17 protein-coding genes are annotated in these 17,981 nt (G+C 65.6%); 15 read left to right on the top strand and 2 right to left on the bottom strand.

Annotated features, from left to right (window positions below):
• Positions 1-3 precede the first annotated feature (3 nt).
• Positions 4-1,473, top strand: coding sequence for a DUF4178 domain-containing protein (locus tag CQ050_RS09380; protein ID WP_105556532.1), 1,470 nt, complete (start codon positions 4-6; stop codon positions 1,471-1,473).
• 27 nt (positions 1,474-1,500) lie between these two features.
• On the opposite strand, the gene CQ050_RS30810 is transcribed toward CQ050_RS09380, so the two are convergent.
• Positions 1,501-1,647: a hypothetical protein gene (locus tag CQ050_RS30810; protein ID WP_158266041.1), complete on the bottom strand. Its 147-nt coding sequence runs from the start codon at positions 1,645-1,647 to the stop codon at positions 1,501-1,503.
• On the opposite strand from CQ050_RS30810, the gene speD reads away from it, so the two are divergent.
• The 4 genes from speD (at position 1,636) to CQ050_RS09360 (ending at position 4,251) form a co-directional block, all read left to right on the top strand.
• Positions 1,636-1,986 carry an adenosylmethionine decarboxylase gene (gene speD / locus CQ050_RS09375; RefSeq protein WP_105556531.1) on the top strand — a complete coding sequence of 117 codons (351 nt, stop codon included), beginning with the start codon at positions 1,636-1,638 and terminating at the stop codon, positions 1,984-1,986. The genes CQ050_RS30810 and speD overlap by 12 nt on opposite strands.
• A 114-nt stretch (positions 1,987-2,100) precedes the next feature.
• Complete coding sequence (modA, locus tag CQ050_RS09370; protein ID WP_105556626.1) at positions 2,101-2,859, top strand: molybdate ABC transporter substrate-binding protein; 759 nt, start codon at positions 2,101-2,103, stop codon at positions 2,857-2,859.
• A 22-nt stretch (positions 2,860-2,881) separates the two neighbouring features.
• Positions 2,882-3,568 carry a molybdate ABC transporter permease subunit gene (gene modB, locus CQ050_RS09365; RefSeq protein ID WP_105556530.1) on the top strand — a complete coding sequence of 229 codons (687 nt, stop codon included), beginning with the start codon at positions 2,882-2,884 and terminating at the stop codon, positions 3,566-3,568.
• Entirely contained in the window at positions 3,565-4,251 is a 687-nt protein-coding gene (locus CQ050_RS09360; protein WP_105556529.1) for an ATP-binding cassette domain-containing protein, read from the top strand. The genes modB and CQ050_RS09360 overlap by 4 nt, the downstream gene beginning before the upstream one ends.
• Positions 4,252-4,261: 10 nt before the next feature.
• On the opposite strand, the gene CQ050_RS09355 is transcribed toward CQ050_RS09360, so the two are convergent.
• On the bottom strand, positions 4,262-5,056 hold the full coding sequence (locus tag CQ050_RS09355) for a TOBE domain-containing protein (RefSeq protein ID WP_105556528.1): 795 nt from the start codon (positions 5,054-5,056) through the stop codon (positions 4,262-4,264).
• 166 nt (positions 5,057-5,222) lie between these two features.
• On the opposite strand from CQ050_RS09355, the gene CQ050_RS09350 reads away from it, so the two are divergent.
• From CQ050_RS09350 to uvrC, 10 genes are all read left to right on the top strand, one after another.
• The gene (locus CQ050_RS09350; RefSeq protein ID WP_169270965.1) at positions 5,223-5,828 is read left to right on the top strand and encodes a DUF4136 domain-containing protein; all 606 of its coding nucleotides are present in this window, start codon (positions 5,223-5,225) and stop codon (positions 5,826-5,828) included.
• A gap of 14 nt (positions 5,829-5,842) precedes the next feature.
• Positions 5,843-7,042, top strand: coding sequence for a patatin-like phospholipase family protein (locus CQ050_RS09345; RefSeq protein WP_105556527.1), 1,200 nt, complete (start codon positions 5,843-5,845; stop codon positions 7,040-7,042).
• A gap of 143 nt (positions 7,043-7,185) precedes the next feature.
• Positions 7,186-7,527 (top strand): winged helix-turn-helix domain-containing protein, encoded by a 342-nt coding sequence (locus tag CQ050_RS09340; RefSeq protein ID WP_105556526.1) that lies wholly within the window; start codon positions 7,186-7,188, stop codon positions 7,525-7,527.
• Positions 7,528-7,732: 205 nt separating this feature from the next.
• The gene (locus CQ050_RS09335) at positions 7,733-8,998 is read left to right on the top strand and encodes an efflux RND transporter periplasmic adaptor subunit (protein WP_105556525.1); all 1,266 of its coding nucleotides are present in this window, start codon (positions 7,733-7,735) and stop codon (positions 8,996-8,998) included.
• A gap of 62 nt (positions 8,999-9,060) precedes the next feature.
• Complete coding sequence (locus CQ050_RS09330) at positions 9,061-12,297, top strand: multidrug efflux RND transporter permease subunit (protein ID WP_105556524.1); 3,237 nt, start codon at positions 9,061-9,063, stop codon at positions 12,295-12,297.
• Positions 12,294-13,811, top strand: coding sequence for an efflux transporter outer membrane subunit (locus CQ050_RS09325; protein WP_105556523.1), 1,518 nt, complete (start codon positions 12,294-12,296; stop codon positions 13,809-13,811). Before CQ050_RS09330 ends, CQ050_RS09325 begins: the two co-directional genes overlap by 4 nt.
• Complete coding sequence (locus tag CQ050_RS09320) at positions 13,808-14,548, top strand: pyridoxine 5'-phosphate synthase (protein WP_105556522.1); 741 nt, start codon at positions 13,808-13,810, stop codon at positions 14,546-14,548. The genes CQ050_RS09325 and CQ050_RS09320 overlap by 4 nt, the downstream gene beginning before the upstream one ends.
• 24 nt (positions 14,549-14,572) lie before the next feature.
• Positions 14,573-15,004 (top strand): holo-ACP synthase, encoded by a 432-nt coding sequence (acpS, locus tag CQ050_RS09315; RefSeq protein ID WP_105556521.1) that lies wholly within the window; start codon positions 14,573-14,575, stop codon positions 15,002-15,004.
• A gap of 63 nt (positions 15,005-15,067) precedes the next feature.
• Positions 15,068-16,126 carry a beta-N-acetylhexosaminidase gene (gene nagZ / locus CQ050_RS09310; RefSeq protein WP_105556520.1) on the top strand — a complete coding sequence of 353 codons (1,059 nt, stop codon included), beginning with the start codon at positions 15,068-15,070 and terminating at the stop codon, positions 16,124-16,126.
• On the top strand, positions 16,089-17,918 hold the full coding sequence (gene uvrC, locus CQ050_RS09305; protein WP_105556519.1) for an excinuclease ABC subunit UvrC: 1,830 nt from the start codon (positions 16,089-16,091) through the stop codon (positions 17,916-17,918). Before nagZ ends, uvrC begins: the two co-directional genes overlap by 38 nt.
• The last annotated feature ends 63 nt before the right edge of the window (positions 17,919-17,981 follow it).

The raw sequence follows: 17,981 nt of genomic DNA, 5'->3' as shown, positions 1-17,981 counted from the left end.
CCTATGCAGCAGGTTCTGTGTCCGCAGTGCGGCGCTCCGGTCAAGTTCACGTCCACGGCCTCGGTCATGGCGGTGTGCGGCGCTTGCCGCAGCACCTTGCTCAAGGATGCAGATTCGGTCAGGCGCATCGGCGAAATGGCCGATGTGCTGGAAGACTATTCGCCCTTGTGCCTGGGCGCGACCGGCCAATACGAGAGCAAGCGCTTTGACGTGGTCGGCCGCATCCAGCTGCGTTTCGACGAAGGCTTCTGGAACGAATGGTACGTCTGGTTCGAAGACGGCACCGACGGCTGGCTATCGGATGCGTCGGGCCAGTACGCCCTGACGCGTCGGCGCAAGGTCAAATCGACGCAGGGCATGCCGGCGTTTGCCGACATCGCGCCCGGCGACGAATTGAAGCTGGATGGCCAGCGCTTCATCGCCGCCGACGTGCGGGCCTGCCAGGCGGGCGGGGCGCAGGGCGAACTGCCGTTTGTGCCCGGCGACGGTTGGGAGGCCAAGGTGGCGGATTTCCGCAGCCTGGATGCCTTCCTGACGTTGGACTTCTCCGACGGCCCCGAGCCGGAGCTCTACATCGGAAAGGCGTTCGACTTGTCGGCCATGCAGGCGGGCTCGTTGCGCACCAACGAGCAGGTCGAGGAAACGGCCGGCCGGTTCCGCGGCCAGATCAAGGCGCTGGATTGCCCGAATTGCGGCGGCCCCATCAGCTTCGTGGCCGCCATGGCAACCCAGGTGATCTGCCCGTCCTGCGCGGCGACGGTGGATTGCTCGGGCCCCACGGCCGAAGTCATCGAAAAGGCACGCAAGGTCCAGGCCATCAAGACCACGCTGGCGCTTGGCGCAGTGGCCAAGATCGACGGCGTCAGCTTCACGTTGATCGGCCTGATGAAATGCGCCGACCCCGACCCCGAAGAACCGTCGGACTGGATCGAATACCTGCTGTTCAATCCGCTCAAGGGCTTCATCTGGCTGGTGGAAACGGACGAGGGCTGGGAGCGCGTGCAGGTATGCGACACCTGGCCCAGCTACAACAACGCAACCAGCGTGCGTTGGCGTTCCAAGCTGTACCAGAAACTGTACGACTACACCTCGCGGGTCGAGGTGCCGTTAGGCGCGTTCAACTGGCGCGTGAAGGCGGGCGACACCACGAAGATCACCGACTACAAGGCCGGCACGCTGAAGCTGACGCGCGAACTGGGCGACGCCGAACTCGGCTGGTCGGCCGCGGCGCCCGTGGCACCCGCGCAATTGGCGGAGTGGTTCGGCAACGCCGAACTGGCCAAGCAGAAGTCCCTGCCCATGGGCGGCAAGCGGGGCGGATACGGTAAGTGGGCGTGGTTCGCGACAATCGGGATGCTCTTTTTGAACATGGGCAACATCTTCAGTGGCCGCTTTTTCCCGATATTGATCGGGCTGGCGTTCCTGTGGTTGCCCGCCAAGCTGGCGGACAAGCTCTCCGGAAAGGACGAATAGCACGATGGGCAAGTTCCTGTATGCCATTTATGCCCTGGTCGTGGTGATGGCAGCTACCGGCGCCAGTTCGCCCGGCGTCCGCATGGCCGGTGGAAGCAGCAGTAGCAGTTGGGGCAGCAGTTCGTCCGGCAGTTCGGGCTGGTCCTCGGGCGGCTCCCACAAGTGACGGTGCATGCCACTCCGGGCCGCCACGTCCTGGCGGATTTCCGCGGCGTCGCGGCCGAGCGGCTGACGAACGCCGCCAAGCTGGAGGCCTGGATGATCGCGGCCGCCCAGGCCGCGGGCGCCCAGGTCCTTAGCGCGCATTTCCATCATTTCGGCGAAGGCGCCGGAGTGACTGGCGTGGTGCTGTTGAGCGAATCCCACATCAGCATCCATTCCTGGCCCGAACACCGGTTCGCGGCCCTGGACATCTTCATGTGCGGCCAGGCGCAGCCTGAACTGGCGCTGGCCTGCCTGCAAGACGCGTTGGCGCCCGAATCGGTGCGCGTCACCACGATCGCGCGCGGCTGACGCCGCCTTTTCCGTCGTTTGATAAGGCTCAATTTCCGCTTTGGCGGTAAATTGACTGGCGTTATATACCTATATATATTGCGTTACCGCATCGCGATTCTGAAGGAGAAGATCATGTCCCGCCAACGCCCCTTGCTGGCGCTGTCCCTGGCGCTTTCCGCTTTGTGGGGAGCCACTGCCCACGCCGGCGATCTGGTCGTGTCCGCAGCGGCCAGCCTGACCAACGCGTTCAAGGAAGTGGCCCGGGGCTACGAGAAGGAAAACCCCGGCACCCAGGTCATCCTGAATTTCGGGGCGTCGGACGTGCTGCTGCAGCAGATCGTGAAGGGCGCGCCCGCGGACGTGTTCGCCTCGGCCGACCAGAAGGCGATGGACAAGGCGGTCGCGGAAAAGGCCGTCAAGCCCGCTTCCCGCGTGGACTTCGCAGCCAACCAGATCGTGCTGATCGTCCCGACCGACAGCAAGGCCAACATCACGGCGCTCAAGGACCTGACGCGCGACGACGTCAAACGCATCGCTTACGGCAACCCGGCGTCCGTGCCGGTGGGCCGCTACACGCAAGGTGCGCTGGAAGCCGCCGGGCTGTGGAACGTCGTGCAGGCCAAGAGCGTGCTGGCGCAGAACGTGCGCCAAAGCCTGGATTACGTATCGCGCGGCGAAGTGGACGCGGGCTTCGTGTTCGCGACCGACGCCGCCGTCATGCCGGACAAGGTCAAGGTCGCGTTGCGGGTGCCGTCGCAGACGCCGGTCACCTATCCCATCGCCATGACGACGCGCGAAGCCGCCGCCCAGGACGCCGCCCGCTTCGTGGCCTATGTGCTGTCGCCGGCCGGTCAGGCTATCCTGTCGCGCTACGGCTTCCAGAAACCCTGAACCTGTTGAATCGCGGAAATTGATGACTGATCCGGTTTGGGTGCCGCTGCTGCTGTCGCTGAAAGTGGCAGGCTGGGCCACGCTTCTGGCCACCCTGGCTGGAACCGCCGCGGCGTTCGCCTTGTCGCGCTGGCGATGGCCGGGCCGCGACCTGCTGGATGCCATCCTGACCTTGCCGCTGGTGCTGCCCCCGACCGTGCTGGGCTACTACCTGCTGGTTCTGCTGGGGCGGCGGGGCATCATCGGCGAAACCCTGGCAGGGTGGGGCATCGAACTAGTCTTCACCTGGCAGGGCGCCGTGATCGCGGCGTCCGTCGTGGCGTTTCCGCTGGTGTTCAAATCGGCGCGGGCCGCTTTCGAAAACGTGGACAGCCAACTGGAGAACGCGGCGCGCGTGCTGGGTGTTGGAGAAGCCGGCGTGTTTTTCCGCGTGACCTTGCCGCTGGCCGCGCGCGGCATCGCGGCGGGCGTGCTGCTGGCGTTCGCACGAGCCCTGGGCGAATTCGGCGCCACGTTGATGATCGCCGGCAACCTGCCCGGGCGGACCCAGACGCTATCGGTCGCCATCTATGAGGCCGTGCAGGCCGGAGACGACCACACCGCCAACCTGTTGGTGCTGGTGACGTCAATCACCTGTGTCGTGGTCTTGCTGGTGGCGGGCAAGCTGGTGCCCATTGGCGCGGGCCAGCGCAACGGGGGCGGGCGATGAGCATCAACATTCAGGTCACCAAGCGCATGGTCTCGGGCGACCGGCAGTTCAAGCTGGACGTCGCCTTCGCATCGTCGTCCAAGCGCATCGCCTTGTTCGGGCCGTCCGGCGCGGGCAAGAGCCTGACGCTGCGGGCGGTGGCGGGCTTGCTGCGGCCGGATGGCGGGCGCATCGAAATCAACGGACGGGTGCTGTTTGATGCGCAAGCGGGCGTCTGCCTGCCGTCGCAATCCCGCCGCGTGGCGTACCTGTTCCAGGATTACGCGCTCTTTCCCCATCTGACGGTGGCGCAGAACATCGCATTCGGCTTGCGGCGCGGGTGGCTCAATCCGCCCAAGCGCGGTGTCGGGCCACAAGCGCAGCGCTGGGTCGATGCGTTTGAATTGGGCGCCATCGTGGGCAGCTACCCAAACGAGATCTCCGGCGGACAGAAGCAACGCGTGGCCTTGGCGCGCGCCCTGGCGCTGCAACCCGACATCCTGTTGCTGGACGAGCCGTTTTCCGCGCTGGATTCCCAGTTGCGCGGCAAGATGCGCCAGGAGCTCAACACCTTGCAGCGGCAGCTGGACGTGCCGATGCTGCTGATCACGCACGATCCGGCGGATGTCGACGCGCTGGCCGACGAGGTCTTTGAAGTGCGCGACGGCAAGGTGCGCCGCCGCGACGAGGACGTGGGCGTCTGAACGCGGCGGTCTAGTCGAGCACGCCCAGGATCACGCTGGATGCCTTGAAGATCGCCACCGCCGGCGCGCCAACGGCCAGGCCCAGTTCCGTGGCGCTTTCATTGGTGACGATGGCCGCGAGCGTCGCGCCGCCGTCCATGTCGATCAGGATTTCGCTATTGACGGCGCCCGGGCGGATATCGCTGATCTTGCCCTGCAACTGGTTACGGGCCGACAAGCGCAGACCCGGGCCGGGGGCGCCGATGATGACGCTGGACGCCTTCACCAGCGCAATCGCTTCCTTGCCGGGCGCCAGGCCCAGTTCGGCCGTGCTTTCGCGCGTGATGGTGGCCGTGATGGTGTGGCCGCCGGCGATGCGCAGCAGAATCTCGTCGTTGACGGCGCCCGTGCGGACCTCGATGACGGTGCCCAGGAATTTATTGCGTGCGCTGGTCTTCAGCATGAAACGCCTCATCAGGTCGATGTCGCCGTTGGCGTCCAGGCCGGCGCGCGTCAGGTTGTCCATGAACTTCCGGTGCTCGCCTTCCAGCGCCCGGAACGTCGTGATGAGGCGACGCGCGCGATCCGTCAACTGCGTGCCGCCGCCGCCCTTGCCGCCGGCGGCCCGCACGACGAGCGGTTCGCCGGCCAGGTTGTTCATGGCATCGATGGCGTCCCAGGCCCCCTTGTAGCTCATGCTGACCGCGCGGGCGGCAGCCGTGATCGACCCCGTGGCGTCAATCTGCGCCAGCAGGTCTATGCGGTTCTTTCCGCCCCACGTCTGGGCGCCGGAACGAAACCAGATCGAGCCGTCTAGTTCCAACATGGTCAGGTCTGTATCGGGTCTGGGAGTCATCCCGGAGTGTAATGGACAGACGTGGGCGGATCCGTGCTTCAGCCGGGGGAAATTGCGGGATGCGAATGAGATTCTGTTGAAACTTTACAGGGATCGCGGCACTATGTTCAGGCCCTGTGCTCTCGGAGAGAACAACATGAAAGCGTTTAAAGCGTTGAAATGGGTGACGGCGGGTTCCATGACGGCATTGCTTGCGGCATGCGCATCGGGCCCGACGGTGAAAGGCGATTACGACCATCAGGCCGACTTCGCGCAGTACCGCACGTTTGGCTACATGAATCCGCTGGGCACGGACAAGGCCGGCTACAGCAGCCTGCTGACCGAACGGCTCAAGGACGCGACGCGCGGCCAGATGGAAATGCGCGGCTACGCCTATAGCGCGACCAACCCCGACCTGCTCGTCAATTTCAGCGCCAAGCTCCAGCAAAAGACGCAGGTCACGCCGGCGCCGCCGCCCATGGGGCCTTATTACGGCTACCGTTCGGGCTTCTACGGCGGCTGGCCCGGTTACGGCTGGGGCGATGACGTCTACCAGTACACTGAAGGCACGCTCAACATCGATCTTGTCGACACGCGCCGCAAGCAACTGGTATGGGAGGGCGTCGCCGTGGGCGAAGTCCAGAACCCCGAAACCGCCGGCTCGCCGCAAAGCGTGGACAAGGCTGTTGCCGAGATCTTCGCCAAGTATCCGTTCCGCGCGGGCGTTGCCGCCCCGCAAGTGCCGGATAAAAGCAAACGTTAGCCCGAGGTAGCTGAATGACCGCTCGCCGCAAGTCCCCGTCCACAGACACCGGCGATACGCCTCCCTACGAAACCGTCGCGCTCGTGCTGCAAGGCGGAGGCGCCCTGGGGTCTTACCAGGCAGGGGTGTACCAGGGGCTGCACGAAGCGGGCATTCGGCCCAACTGGATATCAGGCATCTCCATCGGCTCGATCAACGCGGCCATCATCGCGGGTTCCCGCGAAGACGAACGCGTTGACCGACTGAGGGGATTCTGGGAGAGCATCTGCCGCCCCGCGGGGTTCGCTTCGGTGCCCTGGGGCGACACCCTGGCGGGCATGTTCGAGGGCATTCCCTTCGGATTCGGTTCACCCGCCATGAACGGCCAGTTGTCCGCGTTCCAGGCGCTGTTTTCCGGCCAGCCGGGCTTTTTCAAGCCGCGCTTTCCGCCGCCGTACTGGGCGCACGGCCGCGGCGCGGGCTCCACCAGCTTCTACGACACCACCCCGTTGGCCGCCACCTTGCGCCAATTCGTGGATTTCGACCTGCTCAATAGCGGCGAGGTGCGGGCCAGCTTTGGCGTCGTGAACGTGCGCACGGGAAACTTCGCCTATTTCGACAGCCTGAAAGACACGCTAGGGCCGGAGCACGTCATGGCGTCCGGCGCCTTGCCGCCCGGTTTCCCGTCCGTGGAGATCGACGGCGAACACTATTGGGATGGCGGCGTGGTGTCGAACACGCCGCTGGCGCAAGTCTTGACCACCGACAACATGCGCGACACGCTGGCGTTCCAGGTGGACTTGTGGCCGGCGCGGGGCGGTTTGCCGACCACGCTGGAAGAAGTGGCCGAGCGCCAGAAAGACATCCAGTATTCCAGCCGCACGCGCCTGGTCACGGACCAACTGCGGCGCGTGCTGAAACTGCGGCACGGCCTGCAGCAACTGTTGGAGCGTCTGCCCGAATCCGAGCGCGGCGCGGCCGACCTGGCGGAAATCCGCAAGCTGTCGCATACGCCCGCCACCAATATCGTCAACCTCATCTACGAGTCCAAGCACCGCGAGCGTTACTCCAAGGACTACGAGTTCGGCACCGAGGCCATGCGCGAGCACTGGGAGTCGGGCTTGTCCGATATCCGCCGCACCCTGGCCAAGCCAGGCATCCTGGCCCGCCCGACCGAGAACAGCTGCTTCGTGACGCACGATATCCACCGCAACGGCCACGGCAAGGGCAGCTAGGGCTTGGGGTAGGACCGGTCTGATAGTTGCCGCATTACGCCGCCAGACGCCGGACACCCCGGTAGGCTTTCGGGACAACCTGCAACCTTGTTCCGGAGCCCGCCGTCGCCTGCCAGGCGCGGCGGCCCTGGTGGAGATACGCCATGAATGCCCGCCTGCCCGTTTTCCCCGATTCCGACCGCATCGACGGCTGGTGGAGCCTGCTCTATCACGGTTGGACGCTGATGGCGCCCGGCGGCGCCCGCATCGATCTGACCGGAATGGAACGCGCCTGCTTCCTTTGCCTGCTTGGCAATCCCGATCGCGAGTTGCTGCGCGATGAGCTGTTGGCATTGCGCAGCCGCACCAGCATGCGCACCCTGAATGTGGCCATTTGCCGGCTGCGCCACAAGGTCCTGCAGACGGGCACGCGGCTGCCTTTGCATACCGTGCACGGCGTGGGCTATGTATTCCTGGGCAATCTCCGCAACATTTCCAACCACTGAGCTTGTTACCTATTTGTCTCCTCCGTGCATCGCGTCAAGGCCCGAAAGTACGTAATTTCCCCAATAACTGAGTTACATTATCGGGCTATTCACGTGTCAAGACCGGCGCACCGCTTATTCTGATCGGGCTTTATTGTCACGATTGACGTTGTGTTGGCTGGACGCGGTCAATTGAAGCGGTTAACTACGCTACGCGGGGGTTTCAATGCGGTTTTCGCCTAAACGTGTTTCAGGTCTGGCTTTTTCCGGCGGCGTCCTCGCGCTGATATTGGCGGGATGCGGCGAAAAGCCACAGATGAACCCCGGCATGCCTCAGGTCAGCGTCATCACCGTGCAACCCGAGCGTGCTCCCATCGTCGCTGAATTGCCGGGCCGCGTGGATGCGGTGCGCGACGCGCAGATCCGTTCACGCGTGACCGGCATCGTCCAGAAGATCACCTTCGAGCAGGGTGGCGACGTCAAGGAAAACCAGTTGCTGTTCAAGATCGATCCGGCGCCTTACAAGGCCGCCTACGATCAGGCGACGGCACAGTTGAAGCAGGCGCAAGCGAATCTCTTCAGCGCCAAGCTGCTGGCAGACCGCTACGCGCCGCTGGTCAAGGCCAACGCCGTCAGTAAACAGGAATACGACAACGCCGTGGCCTCGTTCCGCCAGGCCGATGCCGCCGTTGCTGCCGCCAAGGCCACGCAGGACAACGCCGCCATCAACCTGGGCTACACCGACGTCACGTCGCCCATCACGGGCCGCATCGGCAAACCGCTGGTGACCGAAGGCGCATTGGTTGAAGCCACTTCCGCCACGCAGATGGCCACGGTGCAGCAGCTGGACCCGATCTACGTGGACTTCACCCAGTCCACCGCGGAACTGGCTGCCTTGCGCCGCGCGTTCGCCAGCGGCCAGCTGCAGCAGTTGGGCAAGGACGCGGCGCGCGCGACCATCGTCCTCGAGGACGGCTCCGAATACGGCCAGCCCGGCAAGCTGCTGTTCACCGGCATCACCGTGGACCCGTCCACCGGCCAGGTGAACCTGCGCGCCGAAGTGCCCAACCCCGACGGCGTCCTGCTGCCCGGCATGTACGTGCGCGTGCGCCTGGAGCAGGGCGTGGACGACAAGGCCCTGATGGTGCCGCAGCAGGCGCTGCAGCGCACGGCGGATGGCTTGCAGAGCCTGATGCTGGTCAAGGACAACAAGATCGAACAGATTCCGGTCACCACCGGCGGCGCCATCAAGAGCAATTGGCTTGTCACCAGCGGCTTGAAGGCGGGCGACGTGGTCGTGGTGGAAGGGTTCCAGAAGGTTCGTCCGGGCGCGCCGGTGCAGGCCAGCGAGTGGAAAAAGAATGGCACGCCCGCGCCGGGCGGCCAGGCTCCCGCGCAACCGGGCGCCAAGCCGGCGGAATCCGCCCCGCAACCTGGCGCCAAACCGGCCGAACCTGCACAACAGGACAAGGCCGCAGGCCAGAAATCTTGAGCGGCACGCGGCGCAAACGCCGCGTTCCTCTTTGGTGAGCATCGCTTTCAGAGTCAGCCCACATGCCGCAATTTTTTATTGATAGACCGATTTTCGCCTGGGTAGTCGCCCTGTTCATCCTGCTGGCCGGGGTGCTGGCGATCCCGAACATGCCGATCTCGCAGTACCCGGACGTGGCGCCGCCCGCGATCACGATCACGGCTACCTACCCCGGCGCCTCGGCCAACGAAGTGGCCGAGCAGGTCACCAGTATCATCGAGGACCAGCTGAACGGCGCCAAGGGCCTGATCTACTACGAGTCGGTCAGCGATTCCTACGGCACCTCGACCATCACCGCGACCTTCGCGCCCGGGACCAACCCGGACCTTGCGCAGGTGGACGTGCAGAACCGCGTGTCGAACGTGGTTGCGCAGTTGCCTACCGCCGTGCAGCAGCAGGGCCTGCAATATGAGCAGACCAGTACCGGCTTCCTGATGGTGGCGGCGGTGTCGTCCACCGACGGGTCGCTGGACCAGACCGCGCTGGCCGACTACATCACCCGCAACGTCAAGAACCCGGTGTCGCGCGTGCCCGGCGTGGGCCAGTTCCAGCTGTTCGCCGCGCCGCGCGCCATGCGCATCTGGGTGGATCCCGCCAAGCTGGTGGGCTTCAACCTGAGCATGTCGGAAGTCAACCAGGCGATCGCCAACCAGAACGTGGTGATCTCGGGCGGCAGCGTCGGCGCGCCTCCCAACCCGGATTCGCAGCGCATCACCGCCACGGTCACGGCCAACGGCCAACTGAGCACGGTCGAAGGCTTCGGCAAGATCGTCCTGCGGGCCAACACCGACGGTTCCTCTGTAATGCTGCGCGACGTCGCCCGCATCGAGGTCGGCGCCGACAACTACCAGTTCGGCGCCCGCCTGAACGGCAAGCCGACGGCGGCTTTCGCCATCGTGCTGTCGCCGAACGCAAACGCGCTGGCCACCGCGCAGGGCGTGCGTGACCAGATGGAGGAGTTGTCCAAGTACTTCCCCGGCAACATCACGTACTCCATTCCCTACGACACCGCGCCCTACGTGAAGGTGTCCATCGAGCAGGTGTTGCATACCCTGGTCGAAGCCATGGTGCTGGTGTTCCTGGTGATGTACCTGTTCCTGCAGAACGTCCGCTATACCCTGATCCCGGCGCTGGTGGTGCCGGTGGCCATGCTGGGGGCGTTCGCGGTGATGCTGGCGCTAGGCTTCTCGATTAACGTGCTGACCATGTTCGCGATGGTGCTCGCCATCGGGATCCTGGTGGACGACGCCATCGTGGTGGTGGAGAACGTCGAGCGGATCATGTCCACGGAAGGCCTGCCACCCAAAGAGGCCACCAAGAAAGCCATGCCGCAGATCAGCGGCGCCATCATCGGCATCACGCTGGTGCTGGTGACGGTGTTCCTGCCCCTGGCCTTCATGAGCGGTTCGGTGGGCGTTATTTATCGCCAGTTCTCGATCGCGATGGCGGTGTCCATCTTCTTCTCCGCGCTGCTGGCGCTGACCTTCACCCCGGCGCTGTGCGCCACCATCCTCAAGCCGGTGGCCAAGGGACACCACGAGGACAAGAAGGGTTTCTTCGGCTGGTTCAACCGCAAGTTCGACGCCACCACCCACGGCTACCAGAACTGGGTGTCCCGCATGCTGCACAAGGGCGGGCGCATGATGCTGGCCTTCCTGGTGCTGGTCTTACTGCTGGGCTGGCTGTACCTGCGCCTGCCGTCGTCGTTCCTGCCCGAGGAAGACCAGGGCTACGTGGTCAGCAACATCGAGCTGCCCACCGGCGCTACCGCCAACCGCACGGTCGAGGTCATCGAGCAAGTCGAGAAATACTTCTCCGGCGTGCCGGCGGTCGAGAACATAATCGCCGTGCAGGGCTACAGCTTCAACGGCAACGGCCTGAATGCGGCTATCGCCTTCGTCACGCTGAAGGACTTCAGCGAACGCAAGGACCACAAGGACTCCGCGGGCGCGATCGCCTTCCAGGCCTTCGAGAAGCAGCTGATGGGCATCCATGACGCACAGGTGTTCACCCTGGTGCCGCCCGCCATTTCGTCCCTGGGCAACGCCACCGGCTTCGACTTCCGCCTGCAGGATCGCGGCTCGGCGGGTTCCGCCGGCCTGGCGGCGGCCACGGGGCAGCTGATGGGCCTGGTCATGAAGAGCCCGGTGCTGTCGCAAGTGCGGATCACCGGCCTTGCGCCGGGCGCCCAGCTCAGCCTGACGATCGACCGCGACAAGGCGGCCGCGTTGGGCGTGGACTTCAACGAGGCTGCCTCGCTGATTTCCACGGCTGTCGGTTCCGCCTACCTGAGCAAGTTCCCCAACCTGGGCCGGATGCAGAACATCTGGGTGCAGGCCGATGCGCCATACCGCATGCAGCTCAATGACGTGCTGCAGCTGAATGCGCGCAACAACCAGGGCGGGATGGTGCCGCTGTCCACCTTCGTCAAGGCCGAATGGAAGCAGGGCCCGGTGCAGGTGGTGCGCTACAACAGCTACGAATCCATGCGTATCAGCGGTGATGCCGCGCCGGGCTACACCACCGGCGAGGCAATGGCCGAGATGGAACGCCTGGTCGGGCAGCTGCCGCAGGGCTTCGGCTACGAATGGAACGGCCTGTCCTATCAGGAACGCCAGGCCGGCAACCAGGCCCCCATCCTGATGGGCCTGTCGCTGCTGGTGGTGTTCCTGGTGCTGGCCGCCCTGTATGAAAGCTGGGCCATCCCGATCTCGGTGATGCTGGTGGTGCCCCTGGGCATGCTGGGCGCCGTGGCGCTGATCAGCGCGCTGGGCATGTCCAACGACGTGTACTTCCAGGTGGGCATGGTGACGGTGATCGGGCTGGCGGCCAAAAACGCCATCCTGATCGTGGAATTCGCCAAGGACCAGTACGCCAGGGGCATGGGCCTCTACGAGTCCGCGGTGGAAGCCGCGCGCTTGCGGTTCCGGCCGATTCTGATGACGTCGCTGGCCTTTATCCTGGGCGTGGTGCCGTTGGCGATGGCCACGGGCGCCGGCGCAGCCAGCCAGCGCGCCGTGGGTCTGGGCGTGCTGGGCGGCATGTTGGCCGCCACGCCGTTCGCCGTGATTTTCGTGCCGACGTTCTTCGTCGTGGTGCTGGGCCTGTTCAAGACCCGTCCGCGCCTGCTGGGCGCGGAACTGCGCGTCTGGGAAGAAGAGCAGGCGGCCAAGAAGGCTGCTGGCGAACCGGCGTCCGGCGCGTCTGGCGCACCCGACACTCCTGCACAACCCAACGGTGGCCCGGAGGGCAAGGTATGAAAGCCCTGATGTTCAAACAGACCGCGATGTCCGCCTTTGTGGCGGTGGCGTTGGCCGGCTGCTCGCTGGCTCCTGACTACAAGCGTCCCGACGCGCCGGTGACGGGCGCCTGGCCCGACCAGCCCAAGGTCCAGTACGGCGGTTACGCCAATCCCACGTCGTTGGGCTCGCAACCCTCGTCGGCGGTGATGCCGCAGGAAGGCACGCCCGCCGCCGACCTGGGCTGGCGCGAATTCTTCCGCGATCCGCGCCTGCAAAGCCTGATCTCGCTGTCGCTCGTCAACAACCGCGACCTGCGCGTGGCCGTGCAGCGCGTCGAAGAAGCGCGCGCCCAGTACGGCGTGCAGCGCGGCGCGCAGTGGCCCAGCATCGGCGCCGGCATCCAGGGCCAGCGCCAGCACCTGCCGGGCAACATGCGCGCGGGCGGCCCCGATTCCAGCTCGATCAGCAGTTCCTACCAGGCCGGTATCGGCCTGACCACGTTCGAGATCGACTTGTTCGGCCGGCTGCGCAACCTGTCCGAGGCGGCGTACCAGCAATACCTGTCGACCGAGCAGGCGCAGAAAAGCGTGCAGATCACGCTGGTGGGTTCGGTGGCGCAGTCGTACTTCAACCTGCGCGCCGCTGAAGTCCAATTGGAGCTGACGCAGCGCACGCTGGCCTCGCGCCAGGAATCGTACAACCTGGTCAAGCGCCGTTTCGACGGCGGCGTGGCGTCCGAACTGGACCTGAACCAGTCCAAGACCCTGCTGGATACGGCATCGTCCGACCTGGCGCAACTGGCCCGTGCCCGCGCGCAAGCGCTGAACGCGCTGGTGCTGCTGGTGGGCGCGCCGTTGCCCGAAGACCTGCCGGCGCCGGCGACCTTCGGCCGGGACCAGTTGCTGGCCACCGTGCCGTCGGGCCTGCCGTCCGACCTGCTGGAGCGCCGTCCCGACATCGTCGCGGCCGAGAACCAGCTGAAGGCGGCCAACGCCAACATCGGCGCGGCGCGCGCGGCGTTCTTCCCGACCATTTCGTTGACCGGCCTGCTGGGCGTGGCCAGCCCATCGTTGGGCGACCTGTTCAAGGGCGGGCAGGGCTACTGGAGTTTCTCGCCGTCGATCACGACCCCGTTGTTTGCCGGCGGCAGCATCCGCGAAGGGCTGAACCTGGCGAAAGCGCGCGACAACATCGCCGTGGCGCAGTACGAGCAGTCCATCCAGCAGGCGTTCCGCGAAGTGTCGGACGCGCTGGCGGGCGAAGCCACGTATGGCGCGCAGCTTGACGCCCAGCGCGCGTTGCAGGATTCGTCCGCGCGCACGCTGGAACTGTCGAACCTGCGCTATACCAATGGCATCGACAGTTATCTGCAGGTGCAGACCGCGCAGGTGGACTTCTTCAATGCTCAGCTTTCGCTGGTGCAAACTGGCTTGGCCGCGCTGATCAACCGCGTGGAGCTCTACAAGGCGTTGGGCGGCGGCTGGGAAGAAACCACGAAAGAACCGACCAAAGTCACGACGACCGTCCAATGATAGAACTTGGTGTAAATATCGATCACGTTGCCACGTTGCGGCAACAGCGCCATACGGCGTATCCGGATCCGGTGGCCGCCGCGTTGCGCGCGGAGGACGCCGGGGCCGACCTGATTACCCTGCATCTGCGTGAAGACCGGCGCCACATCCAGGACGCGGATGTCTATGCCATCCGCCCGCTGTTGCGCACGCGCATGAACCTGGAATGCGCGATCACCGCCGAAATGCTGGAGATCGCCTGCGCGGTCAAACCCAGCGATGTTTGCCTGGTGCCTGAAAAGCGCACCGAGCTCACGACCGAAGGCGGGCTGGAAGTCGCCGGCGCGATGGGGCCAGTGTCGGACGCCGTGGCGTTGCTAGCCGAAGCCGGCATCCGCGTGTCGCTGTTCATCGATCCGGACCCGGCGCAGATCGCCGCAGCGGCCAAGGCCGGCGCGACGGTGATTGAATTGCATACGGGTGCCTATGCCGAAGCCGAAGGCGACGCCGCCCAGGCGGAACTGCAACGTATCCGTTTGGCCGTCACCGAAGGCCTGCGCCATGGCCTGCGCGTGAATGCGGGGCATGGCCTGCACGTTGGCAACGTTGCGTCGGTGGCCGCCATCGACGGCATTTCCGAACTCAACATCGGCCACGCCATCGTGGCGCAAGCCGTGTTCGACGGCTGGGAAAAAGCGGTGCGCGACATGAAGGCGCTGATGGTGCAGGCCCGCCTGCAAGCGCTGCGCGGCCGGTGATGATGCCGGTGGGGCAAGAAATCCATGTCTGACACCTCCAAGCCCCCCTCGTCCGCCGGCGCCATCGCCGGCATCGGCATGGACCTGCTGCGCATCGACCGCATCGAACGCGCCCTGGAGCGCCACGGCGACCGCTTTGCGGAAAAGATCCTGGGCGTGGAAGAATTGCAGAAATTCCATGCGCGCCGGGCGCGCGACCCGGTGCGTGGCGTGCGTTTTCTGGCCACCCGCTTTGCCGCCAAGGAGGCGTTCTCCAAGGCGATCGGCCTGGGCATGCGCATGCCGATGACGTGGCGTCGCGTCCAGACCCTGAATGCCCCGGGTGGGCGGCCGGTGCTGGTGATCGCGCCCGAGCTGCTGGACTGGTACAGCCAGCGCTTTGGCGCCGCGCATGTTTCCATCACCGACGAATCCGACATGGCCGCCGCGTACGTGGTGGTCGAACGCAAGCCCTGAGCGCGGGCCCCGGTTGAGGGGCCCCGGCCCAGGCTTGCCTGACTTAGACACAAGGACAGCCCCATGGCCAAGAAAAAATCCAAGGCGGTCCTGCCCCCCGGCCCCGTGATGGTCGATGTGGCGGGATACGCGCTGACCAAGGAAGAGAAGGTTCGCCTGCGCCATCCGTTGGTGGGCGGCGTGATTCTCTTTGCCCGCAATTTCGAAAGCCGCAAGCAGCTGACCAAACTGACCCGCCAGATCCACAAGGCCCGCAAAGCGCCGTTGCTGATCCTGGTGGACCACGAAGGCGGCCGCGTCCAGCGCTTCCGCGAAGACGGTTTCACCGCCTTGCCCGCCATGCGGGACCTGGGCACGCTATGGGACCGCGACCCGCTGCAGGCCATGCGCCTGGCGACCGAGGCCGGCTATGTGCTGGCCGCCGAGCTGCGCGCCTGCGGCGTGGACATGAGCTTCACGCCCGTGCTGGACCTGGACTACGGCGTCAGCAAGGTGATCGGCAACCGCGCTTTCCACACGGATCCCCGCGTCGTGGCCATGCTGTCGCGCGCGCTGGTCCAGGGGCTGGCCCTGGCCGGCATGTCGGCCTGCGGCAAGCACTTCCCGGGCCATGGTTTCGTGGGCGCGGATTCCCACCACGAGATCCCCGTGGACCCGCGCGGACTGGACGAGATCCTCAAGGACGATGCGGCGCCGTACGCCTGGTTGGGCGATGCCGTGCTGCCGTCCGTGATGCCTGCGCACGTGATCTATCCCAAGGTCGACAAGCATCCGGCCGGTTTTTCCAAGCGCTGGGTGCAGGACATCCTGCGCAAGCGCCTGGGCTATGACGGCGTGGTGTTCTCGGACGACCTGACGATGGAAGGCGCGTCGGTGGCCGGCGACATCCTGGATCGGGCCAACGCCGCGTTGCGCGCCGGCTGCGACATGGTGCTGGTATGCAACCGGCCGGATCTGGCCGACGAATTGCTGTCGCGCCTGAAGTTCGACCACGCGCCCGAATCGGTCGAACGCATCCGCCGCCTGATGCCGCGTTTCGATGCGCCCGACTGGGATACCCTGCAAGCAGAACGCCGTTATCAGAATGCCCGACGACTTCAATCTCAAATCGTTCCTGGCTGACCTGCCACATCTTCCGGGTGTCTACCGACACCTGGATGCGGCGGGTGAAGTCATGTATGTCGGCAAGGCGCGCGACCTGAAGAAGCGCGTCTCGTCGTATTTCCAGAAGAACCTCGCCAGCCCCCGCATCGCCCAGATGGTGTCGAAGGTGGCCCGGCTGGAGGTCACGGTCACGCGTTCGGAAGCCGAAGCGCTGATCCTGGAAAACAACCTCATCAAGAGTCTGAAGCCGCGCTACAACATCCTGTTCCGCGACGACAAGTCTTATCCCTATCTGCTGATCACGGGCCATGAATGGCCGCGCATCGCCTACTACCGTGGCGCGACGAACAAGCGGGGCCAGTATTTCGGGCCGTTCCCCAATGCGTGGGCCGTGCGCGAGACCATCCAGATCCTGCAAAAGGTCTTCCGCCTGCGTACCTGTGAAGACACGGTGTTCGCCAATCGCTCGCGGCCCTGTCTGCTGCATCAGATCGGGCGCTGTTCGGCCCCCTGCGTGGGTGCGATCGAAGCCTCGGAGTACGAACGCGACGTGCAACGCGCGGTGCGCTTCCTGAACGGCGAAGCCAAGGACGTAATGGGCGAGATCGAGGCCCGCATGCAGCAGGCGGCCGGCGAGCTGCGCTTCGAGGAAGCCGCGGCGCTGCGCGACCAGATGGGCTCGCTGGCACGCGTGTTGCACCAGCAGACCATGGAGAACACCAGCGGCGAAGACACCGACATCATTGCGGTGGCCGTGGCCGGTGGCAAGGTCTGTGTGAACCTGGCGATGGTGCGCGGCGGCCGCCACTTGGGCGACAAGCCGTTCTTCCCCTCGCATGCCGAGGGCGAAGCCGCGCCCCAGGTGCTGGAAGCGTTCGTCGCCCAGCACTACACGGACAACGCCATGCCGCCCGTGCTGGTCGGTTCCCACGCCTTGCCCGACCCGGACCTGATCGGCCTGCTGGTCGAGCAGGCAGGCGGACGGCCATCCAGGATGCTTTCCCGTCCGCAGGGCGCCCGCCGCTCGTGGCTGGAGCAGGCGCTGAAAAACGCCGAGATGGCCCTGGCCCGGGCGCTGACCGAATCGGGCGCCCGCGCGGGCCGTACCCTGGCGCTGGCCGAAGCGCTGGACCTGGACACGGACGAAGCCGCCCTGGACGCGCTACGCATCGAGTGCTTCGACATCAGCCATACCGCCGGCGAAGCGACCCAGGCGTCCTGCGTGGTGTTCGAGCATCACGACATGCAGCCGTCGCTGTACCGCCGTTACAACATCGCGGGCATCACGCCGGGCGACGATTACGCCGCGATGCGCCAGGTGCTGACGCGCCGCTTCGCCAAGGTGGCGGATGGCGACGCGCAAATGCCCGGCCTGGTGCTGATCGACGGCGGCAAGGGCCAGGTGGAAGTCGCGCGCAAGGTGTTCGCGGAATTGGGCCTGGATATCCAGACGCTGGTGGGCGTCGCCAAGGGGGAAGGGCGCAAGGTCGGCCTGGAAACGCTGGTGTTCGCCGACGAACGGCCCCCAGTCGCCCTGGGAGGCGAGTCCGCCGCGCTGATGCTGATTGCCCAGGTGCGCGACGAGGCGCACCGTTTCGCCATTACCGGCATGCGTGCGCGGCGCGCCAAGACGCGCAATGTGTCGCGGCTGGAAGAGATCGAAGGCGTGGGCGCCCGGCGGCGCCAGCGGCTGCTGGCCCGGTTTGGCGGCTTTTCGGGGGTGGCTTCCGCCAGCATCGAAGACCTGGCGTCGGTGGACGGCATTTCCCAGGATCTGGCTGAACGCATCTATGAGGCCTTGCGTGGATAGTCGCAAAACCGGCCCATGTTCCGGTCTGGCGACGGACCGCGCGCGGCCGCCGCGGCGCGCCGA

It is taken from the genome of Achromobacter sp. MYb9 (genome assembly GCF_002975275.1).
Classification (GTDB): domain Bacteria; phylum Pseudomonadota; class Gammaproteobacteria; order Burkholderiales; family Burkholderiaceae_B; genus Achromobacter.
The sequence above is the reverse complement of the archived record's forward strand: the minus strand, read 5'-3'. Positions and strand labels throughout refer to the sequence as shown.